Origin of the sequence: Streptomyces sp. NPDC057302 (genome assembly GCF_042667685.1) — a bacterium.
GTDB lineage: Bacteria > Actinomycetota > Actinomycetes > Streptomycetales > Streptomycetaceae > Streptomyces.
The window spans coordinates 149358-164554 of record NZ_JBHUZJ010000007.1 but is presented as its reverse complement, the minus strand read 5'-3'; the positions used below and the strand labels follow the sequence as shown (position 1 = coordinate 164554).

Genomic DNA, 15197 nt, shown 5'->3' with positions numbered 1-15197 from the left:
GCACCGAGTCCGAATCAGCGGGTGAGCGACCGCAACGAACGCACGGAACGAAAGGCCCCGGAGTGGGCCCCGAAGCCTTTCGAGTTCTCTATCCGAAGCCCTGTCGAATACGACTCGTGATAGGATTTTGACTGATTTTCCAGTTGAATCCTCAGTTCAGTCGAGAGGTCTTGTCCGGCATGTTCCACGAGGCACAGCTCAATGAGCGCTACCCACTCCTGTCTAAGCTCTCGGAGCCGCTGAACAAGGCTGAGCGCGACATCGTCGGCCGTGAGCACGAGACGATGCAGCTCTTGGCCTCGATGAGCCGTCCCGAGCTGTGTAACGCGCTTCTACTGGCCGAGGCCGGAACGGGTAAGACCGCATTGGTCCAGGCAACGATGCTCGTGGATCCGGATCGCCTCTATCTCGAAGTGGACCCGGCTCGCATGATCTCCGAGGCGGGCAACGCCGAGAACATGGCCGCGATACTCAAGGGCTTCTTCGACGAGGCCGAGGACTTCGTCAAGGACGAGAAGCACGAACTGGTGCTCTTCATCGACGAGTTCCACCAGATCATCCAGCTCTCCGACGCCGCCGTCGAGGCGATCAAGCCGGTCCTCGCGGCCTCGGGAACCCGAGGCATCAGGATCATCGCGGCGACGACCTACGAGGAGTTCCACAAGCACGTCTCACCGAACCAGCCGCTCGTCGAGCGCCTGCAGCGCATCAACGTCAACCCGCCGGACCAGGCAACGACCATCAAGATCCTGCAGGGCATGGCCGAACGGTACGGCGTGGCCGACGAATTCTACGACGACCACATCTTCCGGCAGATCTACGAGTACACCCAGCGCTACATGCCGGCCAACGCCCAGCCGCGCAAGTCGATCCTCGTGCTCGACTCCATGGTCGGCTGGCATCGCCTGACGCACAGGCTGATGAACCGGGACCTGCTCTCGGACGTACTCATGGAGTCCCTGAATGTGAACGTCGCATTCCGGGTCGACGGCGCAAAGATCAAGAAGCAGCTGGACGCCCAGGTGTTCAGCCAGGACTGGGCGACCAGCGCGGTGGCGCGCCGTCTGCAGTTGTCGGTGGCGGACCTCAACGACAAGGGAAAGCCGATGGCGAGCCTGCTGTTCACGGGCTCCACCGGTGTGGGGAAATTCTGCATCGACTCGACGCAGGTGCCGGTCTACTCGAGCGACGGCGAGACCACCTGGAAGCTGCACGGCGACCTGGTCCCGGGCGACAGAGTGTTCGGTCGCCAAGGTCGCCCGGTCGAGGTGCTCGGACACTTCCCGAAGGGCATGCAGGACGTCTACCGGGTCACGCTATGGGACGGTCGGACTCTCGACGTTGGAGGACCGCACTTGTGGACGGTCTACACAGCCAAGCAGCGGTCGAAGAAGCATGCGGGCAAGGACGTCGCGCCGATGGTCCTGAGCACGCAGGAAATGGTCGAGCGTGGCGTCCTGCGGACCTGCCCCGGCGACTCTCGGGGGGGTCTGCAGTTCTTCATCCCGGCGAACGGACCGGTGCACTGGCCGGAGCAGGACTTCGACGTCGACCCGTACGTCTTGGGTGTCCTCATCGGCAACGGGTGCCTCACTGAGAGGCAGCTGACGCTCTCGTCCGACGGGGACGACGCCGACCACACCGTGTGGATGGTGGGCGAGTGGCTGGGGTCGGCACCGAAGTCGTACGGACGCAACTACAGCTGGGTCTTCCCTGTCGGTGTTGGCCCGGTGGAGGACCGCCGCGATTCGCTGTACCAGACGAAGGACGTGCTCGCCTCGGTTCCCGGTCTGATCGGTGCGCGCTCGGCGGAGCGCCGTATCCCGGAGAGGTACAAACACGGATCGGTACAGCAGCGGTGGGCGCTGGTGCAGGGCCTTTTCGACACCGACGGATCCATCCGCGGCTCGAATGACCGCTTCAACGTCTCGTACTCGACGTTCTCCAAGGGGCTCGCGGAGGACCTCAGGGAGGTGCTGTTCTCGCTCGGCGTCTCGAACACGGTCAACTCGTGGACACGCACGAAGGAGGGCGGGCGCGAACTGGCCGAGTACGACGTGCACGTGAAGGTCGGCAACGAGGGCAAGACCCGGTTCTTCTCCCTCCCCCGCAAGCACGAGATCGCACGGCGCGCGGCCATTGAGACCTCGGGTCGTAAGCGCGTGAAGAAGTTCGACATGGTCGGCATCGCGTCGATCGAGAAGCTGCCGGAGCAACAGAGCTCGTCGTGCATCTACGTCCACGACGAGGAGCACCTCTACCAGGCTGGTCAGTTCGTGGTCACGCACAACACGGAGCTCACGAAGCAGCTGGCGCGACTGCTGTTCGGCGATGACCAGCGGCACCTCATCCGGTTCGACATGACGGAGTACGCCGAGGACTCGTCGTTCGCGGCGTTCCGTTCCGAGCTCACCAAGCGCGTGTGGGACCTCTCCCACGCTGTACTGCTTTTCGACGAGGTCGAGAAGGCCTCGGCGATGGTCACGCGCGTACTCCTGCAGGTGCTCGACGACGGCCGACTCAACGACGACAACAACCGCGAGGTGAGCTTCCTCAACACGTACATCGTGCTGACGACGAACGCGGGCTCGGAGATCTACAAGGACATCTCGCAGTACGCGGCGGACGACACAGGGTCAGGCAAGCAGCTGATGGAGTACGAGAAACTCATCCGTCGCTCTATCTCCTCGACGACGGGTGACAACCGGTTTCCGCCCGAGCTGCTGGGCCGTATCGACGCGATCGTGCCTTTCCAGCCGCTGTCGCTGCCGACGCAGCAAAAAATCGTGCGGAAGAAGCTGCGCCAGATGGTGGAGGAGGTGTTCGTCAAGCACAACATGCGGGTCGACGTCGATGCGAGGGTCCTGCAGTACCTCATCGAGGACAAGGGAGACACCGACTCTGATGCCGGTGGTGCGCGTGCGGCTGTGGCGAAGCTGACCGAAGAGGTCACCACCGCGGTGGCGACCTTCCTCAACGAGCACCCCTCGGAGCGGGAGATCCGCATCGACGTCGTCGGTGACCTGGTCAGCGACGACAAGAACCTGCTGAGTTCCGACGCCTATGTCGAGGTCAGCGCGGTGCGATGAGCCGGTTCGAGGACGGCGGGAACTAGTCGACTCATGAGTCAATAGCACCTACGTGCCTCACGATCGCCTACATCGATAGGGTGACAATAAGAAAATATTAAACCAAATGAATCGTGTTCTTTTAGCGAAGGGATCGCGCATCAATGGGCATTCTGGGGACGGCAGCGGTCAGCCAGAAGAAGGCACGCAAGAAGAAGCCCGACGCGCTACTGGCCTCCGTGGTGAGAGAGACAGCAATCCCGGCGGCGGTCGAGCTGCTGCGGTCGAACAGGCAGTTCGTCTTTCCCAGCGGTACGGCCTGGGTGATGCTCGTGCTTGCAGCCGACGAAATCGGCGGCTTGAGCAGGCGGCACGGGCGGGACGAGGCGAAGGGCTCGATCATCGAGCTCATCAGCTCCGACCAGATCCGCACGGTGGCCACGGCGGAGATGATCGAAGAGGAGGTCTTCGGCATCATCCCCACCGATGAGACTCTCGCGCGCATGGAGGAGTACTCGCTACTCACCGGTGCCACCTACGCCTGGGCCGTCGTGTGGCAGAAGTCCAGCGGTGATCTGCTCGTCGATCTGGGGAACGATGCGACCTTCGCGCAGGCGCGCTCTGTCGCTGTAGGTACCACGAGCCTCGAAGAAGCCGTGGGCAAGAAGGCATGGGAAGAGCACAGCGGCCTGGTCGCCGAGGCTGGAGCCACTACCTCCGCCCCTGCGGTCCTCGGGGAGGACGAGGGGGATGCGATCTTCGACGGGATCCCCGGTGTCGAGGGGGCTGACGAGGGCCTGGACGACGAGCCGCTCTTCAGCGACGTCGTCGACGAGGATGAAGGGGCGGACGCACCCATGTTCGACGAGGACGACGCGGGCACCGTCCCGGTCGAGTCGGAGCCAGACCACGACGGCCACGAGGTGGCCGACTACGAGGGTTTCGACGAGACCGACGCCGGCTACGGCGTCGACGGCGAATACCAGGAGGCCGGCGACATTGTGCTGCTGGCCGATCAGGCCCAGGTGCGCGACGTCATCGCCCGCCGGTTCCTCTCCGAGGATCTGGACCTCGACGTCCGGCTCGATGAGTTCAACGCGACCTTCGCCATCGGCGCGCCGGTCGTGCAGATCGCTGTGCCCGAGGGTGCGACGGAGTGGCTCGGGGACCAGGTCGCCCAGCTCAACCGGCAGTCCAACGCAGACCTGACGCAGCTCCGTTCCGCGCACGAGGATGAGCTGCGTGCGCTCTACGTCAACCTCATGTCGGCGCACACCGAGCAGGTCATCCGCGATGTGGCCACCGACCGCGCGGGCTCCCGGTACAAGCTGCTGAAGGACGCCGCCGAGGCCGAGCACCAGCAGCGGCAGACGGAGAAGGATGAGAAGATCCGGGCCTGCCGGGCGGAGATCGCCAAGGACTACGAGTCGCAGGCCTCCAAGGTGGCCCAGCAGGCGGCGCTCTCGGCGGAACTGCAGTACAAGGAGCGCAACCGCTCGAAGATGGAGCGCAAACAGATCGACTCCGTCGCCGAGATCGAGCGGCACATCGAAGATACCCACGCCCACAACCGGCAGGAGATTCTGCGGGTCCGGCGTTCGGACGCGACGCTGAAGATGCAGACCGGGCAGACACAGATCTTCGAGGTGCTGGCCGAACGGCAGGCGGAGTACCTGGCGGCCGAGGAAGAGCGCCTGAACCAGTGGAAGTCCGAGATCCAGCGGATCGTCGACGACAACCGCAAGGCCGACATCGCCCAGTCCGAGGCGCTGGCCGAGCACCTGCGGACCACGGACGAGATCGGCGTCCTGCGCCGGGAGCAGCAGGACCTCCTGGATTCGGTGCGCTCTGAGCACGCCGACCGGATTCGCCGGATGGAAGACGAGCTGGAAAGCCACCGTAAGGGCTCGATCATGCAGATGACGACGCGGGACGTCGAATGGCAGCACAGCCTCGACCTGGAGAAAGCGCAGACCAACGCCCAGATGGCGCGGGTCACCGATCTGCTCGAGCAGCTGTCCACGGTCGAGAATTCGGCGGCCAAGCGGTATGAGGTGCGCCAGACGGAGATGCAGGCCGAGAAGGAGTTCTACGCCAACGAGCTGGCTCGGGCCTCCGAGGCGCAGAGCAGTTCGGACAAGATCCTCGTGGTCATGATCGTAACGCTCTTGCTCCTGTTGGGCGTGGTCGTGTTCATCGGCGGGGTGGCCTTGACCCGTTGAGCGGAACGGTCATGAGCGACGGAGTGATCTGACGGCGCATGGGTCGCGTCTCCCATTCACCGTCGTCGTCTGCGCAGGCGGGCGCCTTGGGCAGCAGGACAGCAGAGCGAGCGAGGCTCGAGAGCAAGGGATCACGATGGTCACGAACAGGCGGAAGGCAACGCGGCCGAAGGCGAGCAGCTGGGACAAGATTTCGGCGCGGACGCCAGGCGAGACGCTGACGAACCGAGACGTCTACGACAGCCAGCAGCTGGACCGCAGCACGTTCGGGACCCTGAGGTCGACCAGACCGGGCATCGTCGCCGCGGTGATTGCCGGTGTGCTGGTGGCGATCGTCGCCTGGGTCTTGTACTCGCTCATCGCCATGGCGGTGCTGTCGGCGGGCACGTCGGTGGGTTCGGGCGCACCCAGCAGCGGCAAGCCGAGCGCATACTACGTCCAGGACACCACGACGGGTGCGGGCGGCTCGGTCGTGAAGTGCTACCGGCCGCTGACCAAGGACGGCAACCCGGACGTGAAAGCGAAGTGCTACACGAGCACTGAGGCTGTTCCGGTCCCCAGCTGGTACACCGCGGCGAAAGGCGGCAAGCCCAGCGCCGAGAAGCTGGCTGAGCCCAAGAAGAGCGCGGCGACGGTCGGCGGGCAGCTGGCTGGCGTCTCGGGGTTCAAGCTCTTCATCACCCTCGGCTCGGGTCTGATGGTCGCCCTCATCATCGGTACGTGGTTCTCGCGGAAGGTCGCCGCAGCGAACCTGATGAACACCACGAGCGACATCAACCAGTACCAGAACGACCAGCACATCGCTCTGCCGGAAGAGATCCAGCAGAACTACGACTGGTTCCCCGACGCCGGTGCCCACTCGAGCGTGCAGGTCAGTTCGATGCTCAGCCACATGATGCTCAAGAAGAAGGGCCTGGGCACCGTCGAGGTCGCCCAGCGCGCCACGAAGGACGTCATCGATGAGGAGGGGAACCTCGTCTACTATGCCGGCGAGGTCATGGACGACGACGAGGGCGATCCGCTGACGCAGACCCTGCCGATCATCGACGAAGACTTCGGCGACGCGCTGTTCGAGGCATCCGGGCTCCCTGATAACAAGACGCTGCGACAGAAGTACGAGACGGCTCGGATCCCGTACAACCCTGACGGCAAGAACCGGGACAAGCTCGGCTTCGGAGCGGACACGTACAAGACCGTCGCTGACCTGATCAAGAAGGACTGGGAGTTCCCGGCGTACGAGGTGCAGCGCCCGGCCGGGGCGTACGTGGTCGATACCGCGCCGGTGAATACCATGGTGCTGGCCATCACCCGCGCCGGTAAGGGCCAGACGTATATCGAGCCGATCATCGACATGTGGTCGCGGGAGAAGAAGCCCTCGAACATGGTCATCAACGACCCCAAGGGCGAATTGTTGGTGAAGAATTACGTGCCCCTGGTCACACGCGGGTTCGAGCCGGTGCAGTTCAACCTGATCAACTCCATGAAGACCGACATCTACAACCCCCTGGGACTGGCGGCCGACGCGGCGCGTGAGGGCGACTTCACCAAGTGCGCGCTGTACGTGGAGAACATCGCCGGGATCTTCTATCCGCTCGACGGCGGCGAGGACCCGGTCTGGCCCAACGCCGCCAACAACGCCTTCAAGCGCGCGGCCTACGGACTCATCGACTTCTACCTTGAGGAGGAGCGGGAGCTGCGCAGCGCCGCAGCCGTACTGAATATGGACCCGGCGCTGCGGGAGCAGAAGCTCGATGACCTCTGGGGCAAGGCCACGCTCTACAACTGCTACCAGCTCTTCGTGCAGATGAGCTCGAAGAAGATCAAGAACCCTGAGGCCGAGCTGGAGAAGCGGGTCAAGGTTGGCGAGTTCGAGAACAACGAGGACGCCCTGGCCGAGGAGCAGGAGAAGGCTGCGGCCCAGGCCTTCATGTGGGAGGGCAAGGCCGATCAGGACATGCTCAGCCTGTACTTCAACGCGAGCGAGGAGCTGCCCCGCAACAACATGCGCACGCTGGTGGGCAACGCCCACAACGCGCTGCGCTCGATGGCCGGGGCGGAGAAGATGCTGGCCTCGGTGTACGGAATCGCGATCACCGCCATGTCGTTCTTCACCGACCCCACGATCTCGACGCTGACCTCGGGCAAGCCCTCGCAGAACACCGACCTGGCCGGCCTGAGCTTCCCGCGTCGCCTCGGCGTGCGCTTCGCGCCGAACTACGTCAAGCGCGACCACCTCGTCGGTCAGCAAGCCGTATGGTCGGCCTACGCGGATCCGATGTTCACCGAGAACCTGGGTGAGGACTTCGAGCACGAGGAGATCGTCGGCCGCGAGGGTTGGGCCCGGTACAACTTCAAGGGCAAGTTCCCCGGCGACGAGGCCTGGCTCAAGCTGGAGCTGGTCAACCCGCAGACGAAGATGCTGGTGCGCACCTTCTCCTTCAGCTTCACGAAGAACTACCAGGTCTCGCTCAATGGCCGGCACTACGTGGTCGAGCCGGTGACGGGCAAGAAGATCGTGAAGAACGGCGTGATGCGTGAGCTGAAGCCGGTGCGTGAGGGCGGCACCCGGGACGGGAAGATCCTTTCCTTCCAGCCCGGGGACACGCTCTACTCAGACACGCGACTCGACTTCTCCGGCGTCGGCAACCCGGAGAAGGTCTCGTACCAGGCACGGGCGATCACGCAGACGCTGTCGCGCTACTCGGAGTCCCCCAAGGCGCTGTTCCTGGTGACTCCACCCCACCTGATGAAGTACGCGAAGCTGATCCTGATCCTGGTCAAGCAGCTGTTCGACGTGAGCGCCGACCAGGCGTACATGACGAAGTCGAACCAGAAGCCGCTCTATCGCACGCGGTTCATGCTCGACGAGCTTGGCAACCTGCAGTCCGAGGGCAAAGGCATCGACGGCTTCGAGACGATGCTCTCCATCGGCCTGGGCCAGGAGCAGCAGTTCACGCTCATCCTGCAGACCCTGCAGCAGCTGCGCGACGTCTACGGCGAGAGCGTCGACAAGATCGTGCAGGGCAACACCTCGAACATCGTCTTCTTGAAGTCCACGGACGATTCGATGATCGAGACGCTGGAGAAGATGAGCGGCAAGACACACCGGTCGTACCGTGACAGCAAGCAGATCAGCCAGGATCTCGACAAGGTCATCGGCGGCAAGACCGAGGGCCGGGTCTCCTACACGATGAACACCAAGGAAGAGCCGCTGATCAGCTACAACGACATGGCATTCCTCTCGCCGCGCAACTCGATCGTCTTCCGGGCCGGCGACGCGCCGATCTGGAACCGCAACCAGACGATCCTGCCGATGTCGTTCCGGCTGCTGGGCAACACGATCAAGCACCCGGGGCACACGTACTCGCTGCAGACGATCCCGACGCTGTCGAGTGCCATGGACTTCGACGTGCGGATGAACCAGCCGGACTTCGTGAAGATGCTGGAGAAGCGCATGAGGCAGGCAGTCAAAGCCGCAGACGCGAAGGCGCAGTACAAGGAGATCTACGGCTACCAAGAGGTCGACATCGAGCGCCTGGATCCCGATGTCTACGCCGACGAGGTCATGGAGGTCATCACGACGATGACCACGGTCGACGAGGGCCAGGACCCCAACGCTCCGGTGGTCGTCGACCCCGACGCGTACGAGGGGATGAGCATGTTCGACGAGGACCAGTTCATCGAGAACGTCGAGGTCGGGGTTGCGGTCGCCGAAAGTCAGGCGGTCAGCGTCGAGCGGCAGCGTCTGCTCTACGCCGAGGGGACGATCAGCAAGGAGACGCTGGTCAACCCCGACGGCTCGGCGAAGGTCAAGAGCCTGGACATCGAGATCGGTGAGGCCTACAAGTCGGCGCAGACCGAGTTGGAACTGGATCGCGAGCACTTCTCGGTCGGCGGTGACGGCGAGCTGCGCAGCGCGGATGGGTCTCAGACGTACATCAGCCAGATCCGCTCGGACGCGTACGCCCATGCGGCCCGCCGGATCAACGGCCACGTGAACGACGAGGACTCGCGGGTATTCGCCGAGGAGGACGTCACCGAGGAGGACCTGAAGTCGCTGGCGACAGTGAAGGTCCACTCGGCCTTCTACCAGTACCTGGCCTCACTGCCGAGCTGGGAGGTGCTGGCCGATGGCCGGTTCGACCGGGCCATGGCCATCGAGATGAACTCGAAGTAGCCGGCGGCCACTTGGGGGCCAGCCATGGATCACGACCAGTGCCGAGGTCGTCTCTCGATCGATGGGGACCGCTTCGGCACTGGCCTTTTCGTATGACCTCTCATCTCCTTTGGATAAGCGGGATAGGCTCTATGCATGCTTATGTAAACCCGAGCCTCCACAGGAAGCTGATTGGCCATGAAGAAGGCACACGGACTGCGCAGGTACTTCTACGAGTACGTCTACTACAAGGCAGTCGAGCAGGCCCGGGATCAGACCGGACAGGTCATTCCGATCTCTCAGGCCAAGGCGATCCGCGCCCGGGTCGACGAGATCCTCGGCCAGTGGGGCGCCACGCTGGCTGACCCGCGTCTGGGCGTCACGGACTGCCTCTCCGCCATCGACCAGGCATTCGGTGAGCGGGTGTCCGACTACGAGCCGCAGTTCGGTGACCATTCCCCGCAGAACGAGCGCTATCAGCAGTCACAGCGGGAGTTCACCCGTGCCACCGGCGTCGGTGCCCAGGTCGACCCGAAGTCGGCCCGGCTGCCGATCAGCCCTTACGACCCCGGCTGGTCCGAACGCGCGACCGTGAAGCGCGCCGGGACCGCGCTGGTGTACCTGCCGGACGCGACGATCGGACGCGTTGCCAACGGCGAGGTGGAGACCCTGGTCGACCCGCGGCGCGGGAACATAGTGCTCTGGCGCATCGACGACGAAGGCAAGCCTTTCGAGGCGGGCCGAGCGATGACGAACGATGATGCCGCTGGGCTCACCGCGCTGATGGACAAGATGGGCCAGCAGGAATACGACCAGGTCCGCGAGTGGGCCATCGACGGCGGCCGGGACCCCCAGACGAACCGTGTCGACCGCAACCGCTTCATGTCCCAGCACGCCGTGGCACGCTCGGCAGCACTGCTCGAAGAGCTGAAGGCTCAGGGCGTGTCCTACGAGGTGATGCGCGACCGCGAGCCCGGTCAGATCAAGGCGAAGATCGCCGGAACCGGCATGGAGATCCGTCTCACCGACACGCGCCAGGAGGAGTACGCCGGAGCCCGGATCTATGACAACGGCACCGTGCTGCGCTACTCGACGAACTACCGGGTCCCCGGCGGCATGGCGGTCTGCTCCCCCTCGCCGGTGGAGGCCGTTCAGCTGCTGCGCTTCGCCCAGGGCCATCGCATCGAGCGCACGGATCTGCCGGGGCACGCCGTCGGCGAGACTGGCACGACGCACCAGGAGCGCGACCGTGGCCGCACGGTGGTGGATGTGCCCGACAGCTACCACGTCGACCGGGAGTCGATGTTCGTGGTCGGCGACTACGTGGCCCCCGGCGAATCCGGTCCTCGGCCCGGGGCGAAGGTAATGCTGCGCCAGGACGCAAAGAACCGCTCCCTGCCAGCCTTCTTCGTCGGCGTCGAGCCCGCTGAGGCCTATGCAAAGGCCGCCGTCGAGAGCGCGCGGGAGAATCTGCAGGCAGCTCTTGGCGTCGAAGACCTGGTCGCTCGTGCTGAGGCCGAGCTGGAGCGAACCGGCGGACAGCTGGATGCGATCGAGCCGCCGGAGTACTCGGCTGACTCTGAGGTCGCTGCGATCCAGCGCTCCTACTGGGACGTGCTCACCGGCGCGGACAGCGATCTGCTGCGCCCAGGTGCGACCGAGGAGATGTACCAGGAACGACTGGAGGAGATCGGCGAGTTGCAGGTCGACGGGGTGCCCGAGATGGGCAACCTCGTCTATGGCGGTACTGCCGTCGAGAAGGTGCGGGAGCACGCCGAGGACGTCCCCTTCGAGCTCATCGGGACCTGGGAGGCGGAGCCTCACGACATCGACGGCGAGTGGGTCGATCAGCGCTTCAACCCGGACCGGGTGGCGCGGTACATGACCAGCCCCACCGGGCAGTGGTCGAACCTCGACAACCTCGCCTCGGCGCTGCGTCGTTGCGGGATCTCCCCCGATGAGATGATGGGCTCGACCTTCCAGACGACCCGCTTCAAGGACCGGCTCGTCTGCTTCAGCGACGAGCGCTCCGTGCCGATCGCCGATCACGAATCTGCGTTCATGCGGCGCATCGGGGCCACCGTGCGCGAGAGCATCGAGCGCAACGCGGCGACTGTTTCCGAGATCCTGCTCGACGAGCAGGGCGTCATCCGCTGGAGCGGCGAGAAGCTGCGCCGTGACGGCAAGGGGACTCCGATCTCGGGTGAGATCGGCCAGGTTTTCGATGTCGGCGAGTACGGCGAGATCGCCACCGCCTTCGCCAGCGGTGAGAACGCTCTGGTCGTGCCGGGCTACGAGGCCACGATCACGGCCCAAACTCCGGGCGAGGCTCCGACCTCGGTCGAGGATCGCACGCGCCTGCGCGGCTACGAGCAGCTCATGCACGAGCGCATCCAGTACCAGATCGCCGGCGACCTCATCGCCGGGCGCAGCGAGACCGGCGAGCCCTCCTCGCTCAACACGGTCTACTCACAGCTGTACGGCACGAAGCACCCGATCGACTTCATCGAGCGAGCCACAACGCACCAGCTCGACGAGTCCACCGGCGAGATCAAAGAGCGCCTGGACAAGTGGACGGCCGCGATCCTGCAGACCGAGGCGTGCCGTGTGCGCTACTCCAACGAGATCAAGGTCGGCTCGACGATCTACGCCGAGTACCGGTCCCAGCGCGACCGGACTGACCCGGCTGACGACAACCGTTTCGACGCCTGGCGGCTCACCGGCGGGCGGAACATGACGGTGCTCACCGGCACGGACAGGAACAACGTCGCTGCGCCCAGCGGCTACTTCGACCCGGTGATGACCGGAGGCGCGACCAACCAGGGAATCGTGCGGTACCTGACCACTCAGGCCCAGGTCGACGCCGACGGTCGGATCGTGCCGGGCGACGAGAGCGTGGCCGGGCAGCGTGCGCCGCTCATGGCTCTCCCCGAGCTCGAGACGCTGCGGTACGACCCGTTCGACCGCCAGCAGATGACAGCCTCGACGATCATGCAGTCTTCTGAGGTCACCGCGCCGGCGAAGACGTCGCTGATGACCTTCGGCGGCTGGACGGCTGATGACCCGATCGTGGTGTCGAAGGAGTTCGCCGAGCGCCACCGCATCCGCGGGGCCGGTGGCCAGGAGCGCGATCTCGTTGTGGGCGACAAGATCTCGGATCTGCACGGCAACAAGGGTGTGATCTCGCTGATCGTCGACCGGGACATGCCGCTGCAGGACGCGCAGGAGCAAGATGTCGTCGAAGAGGTTAACTGGTTCCGGGCCAACCCGGACCTGGACGTGGTGATGAGCCCGTTCAGCCTGATCTCCCGGCGTAACGCGGGCTCGGCGCGCGAGCTGATGAGCGGGAACGTCTCCGACCTGCGCTCCCCCAACGGAGAACTGCGGCCGCGTGCCCTGGGCGAGATGCGCTTCGTGGTCACCCACATGGCCGTCGACGAGAAGACGAAGATCTACGACGACGAGCAGGTGCGTGTCGGCAAGGGCCGTAAGGCCTCCTCGCAGCTGGCCTGGGCGCTGCAGTCTCAGGACTGCCCGGCGATTATGCGCGAGTTCTACGGCCACAACAGCGGGGCCGAGTCGAACCTGCGCGAGTACCTGCTGGTGACCGGCATGGACATGGAGGCTGACGGCACGTTGCGGGTGGTCGGCCACGCCGAGGGCCTCGACGAGCGCCCCGAGCGCCGGTTCATCCCGATGCCCGCGTTGCTGCGCACTCAGCCGCGCAAGGAGGGGCAGCTCCCGGGACTGAACACTACGGCGATGCGCAAGTCCTTCGGCGGTCTCATCGGCGACCGCGGCGGCGACATGGAGATCCCGTTCCCGCTTACGTATCCGACCGGTGAGCAGACCGAGACGGTGAGCGCGAGCTCGTGGAAGCTGCCGGTGGTGTCCTCACATGTGCGCAGTGGCCAGGAGTTCGAGGACGGGTCCTCCGTCACACACGACTACACCCGCAGCTACCAGGACGTCTTCGTCGAGGCCTGCCGCTACCGCTACATGGCCGAGCAGCTGGACGGCAAGGGTCTGTCCGCGGAGAAGCGCTCCGAGGTGCGTCGCGGCATGAGCGAATCGGTCTCGCGCGCTCAGCGCGCCTTCGAGGCGATCACGACCAACGTGCAGAACCGGGTGCTCACGGGCAAGAACAACATCTTCAAGACAGGGCTGATGGCCTCGCGGCTCACCGACTCGGCGACGATGGTGTGGACCGCGGACCCGCGCCTGGACGTCGACCAGATTGCGCTCAGCTCAGTCAAGGCAGATCAGCTGGGGCTGAGCGAGGGCGACCACGCACTGGTGTGGCGTGACCCGGTGCTCCGTGACGCCGGCGTGCGCTACATGCGGGTAGCGATCGACGACCGGCTCACCGGTGCCGCGATCAACCCTGTGATGGACGCCTGCTTCGACGGCGACTTCGACGGCGACGCCGTCGCTGTGGTGAAGCTGCACAGCGAGGCCGCCAAGGCGGAAGCCCTGGCGAAGCTCTCGGTGCCGGCCAACCTGTTGGACACCGGCGTGGTCAAGAGCGACGGCTCGCACCCGCTGGCCTTGCAGGTCTCGCTGGACACCCAGGTCGCGCTCTCCAAGAACGCCGGACTGGCCGAGGAACTGGAGAGCTTGCGGAGCGAGGCGAACCGGCTCCACCTCCGGGCGCAAGCGCTCACGGACGCAGAGTCGCCGGAGGACATCAAGCTCGACCAGCAGGTCGTGACGGAGGAGCTGAGCGCGCTGTACCGCCAGGCGCAGCGCGGCGAGTTCGGCGCGGCACTGACGTTCTCGGACTGCGCGGCGCACCTGCGGAGCGTGCGCGAGGTCTGCGTCGAGACCGGCGCCAAGGGCAGCGAGAAGAAGCTCATCGACTACGCCCGGAACCTGGGCGATGCACAAGGCACGCCCGGCATCACGCAGGCCGACCAGGAAGCCTCGATGTTCGCCACGGCGATCAAGGCCCACGGCACCGGCCTGGGCGGCTCGTTCAGCCAGCGCGCCGTGCGCGCGCTGCGCGGCGAAGATCTCAAGGCCGTCCTGGAGGTCACGTACCCGGTGACCCAGTCGATCCTGCAGGCCAAGCACGATGCCGCCGAGGCCCGGCATAAGTACGCGATGCTCCAGGGCCCCGGCCGCGAGCTCTGGAGGGGCCGCAGCATCGAACACATCGGCCCCGGTCAGTGGCGCACGGCATTCCTCGACGGTGAGCCCGTCCAGGCCACGGCCGCGGAGTGGGAGAAGCAGTTCATCGAGTTCTACGAGTCCAAGGAGGGCTTCGGTGTCACGGTCAACCCGGACTACGTGGCCCGTGTGGCCAGTTCGCTGCAGGACCCGAAAACCGGGCTCATCCGCAACCTCGAAGAGGACCCGTCGCTGGCCGGCACCGTGATGGACCGGATGGCCTACGGCGGTGGCTTCGAGACGCTCGTGCAGGCGGCCAAGAACCGCGAGAGCGTCTACGACGGCGAGAAGAACGAGCAATTCGCGTCCTCGGGGACCCGGAAGGCCCGGGCTGAGATGTCCCGGCAGCTCGATCAGCTGGGCTCCGCTGAAGCGCACAGCCTGGACAGCGCTGCGATTGCCGTCGATGACTCGGTGGTCAAGCGTGACGTGATCTCTCAGGACTCGGGGACATCCCGCACCCGCGGCTCGCATCGCCGCTCTGCGCATGCCGTGGGCGTGGGCGCGTCGCGCCCGGTCTACACGCCGAGCATCGAGATCGATCAGCCGCAGGACAAAGACGATTATGGGATGGGGCACTGA

General features: G+C 65.1%; 4 protein-coding genes. All 4 read left to right on the top strand.

Translation table 11 applies throughout. The features are described from left to right. Nucleotides 1-179 precede the first annotated feature (179 nt). The 4 genes from ACFUPX_RS08245 to ACFUPX_RS08230 all read left to right on the top strand — a co-directional run bounded on the left by ACFUPX_RS08245 (nucleotide 180) and on the right by ACFUPX_RS08230 (nucleotide 15197). Nucleotides 180-3089, top strand: a complete 2910-nt coding sequence (locus ACFUPX_RS08245; RefSeq protein ID WP_383317946.1) for an AAA family ATPase — start codon at nucleotides 180-182, stop codon at nucleotides 3087-3089. Nucleotides 3090-3232: 143 nt separating this feature from the next. Further along, on the top strand, nucleotides 3233-5290 hold the full coding sequence (locus tag ACFUPX_RS08240; protein WP_383317944.1) for a hypothetical protein: 2058 nt from the start codon (nucleotides 3233-3235) through the stop codon (nucleotides 5288-5290). 136 nt (nucleotides 5291-5426) lie between these two features. Next, nucleotides 5427-9467 (top strand): type IV secretory system conjugative DNA transfer family protein, encoded by a 4041-nt coding sequence (locus tag ACFUPX_RS08235; protein ID WP_383317941.1) that lies wholly within the window; start codon nucleotides 5427-5429, stop codon nucleotides 9465-9467. A gap of 177 nt (nucleotides 9468-9644) precedes the next feature. Continuing rightward, nucleotides 9645-15197, top strand: a complete 5553-nt coding sequence (locus ACFUPX_RS08230; RefSeq protein WP_383317938.1) for a hypothetical protein — start codon at nucleotides 9645-9647, stop codon at nucleotides 15195-15197.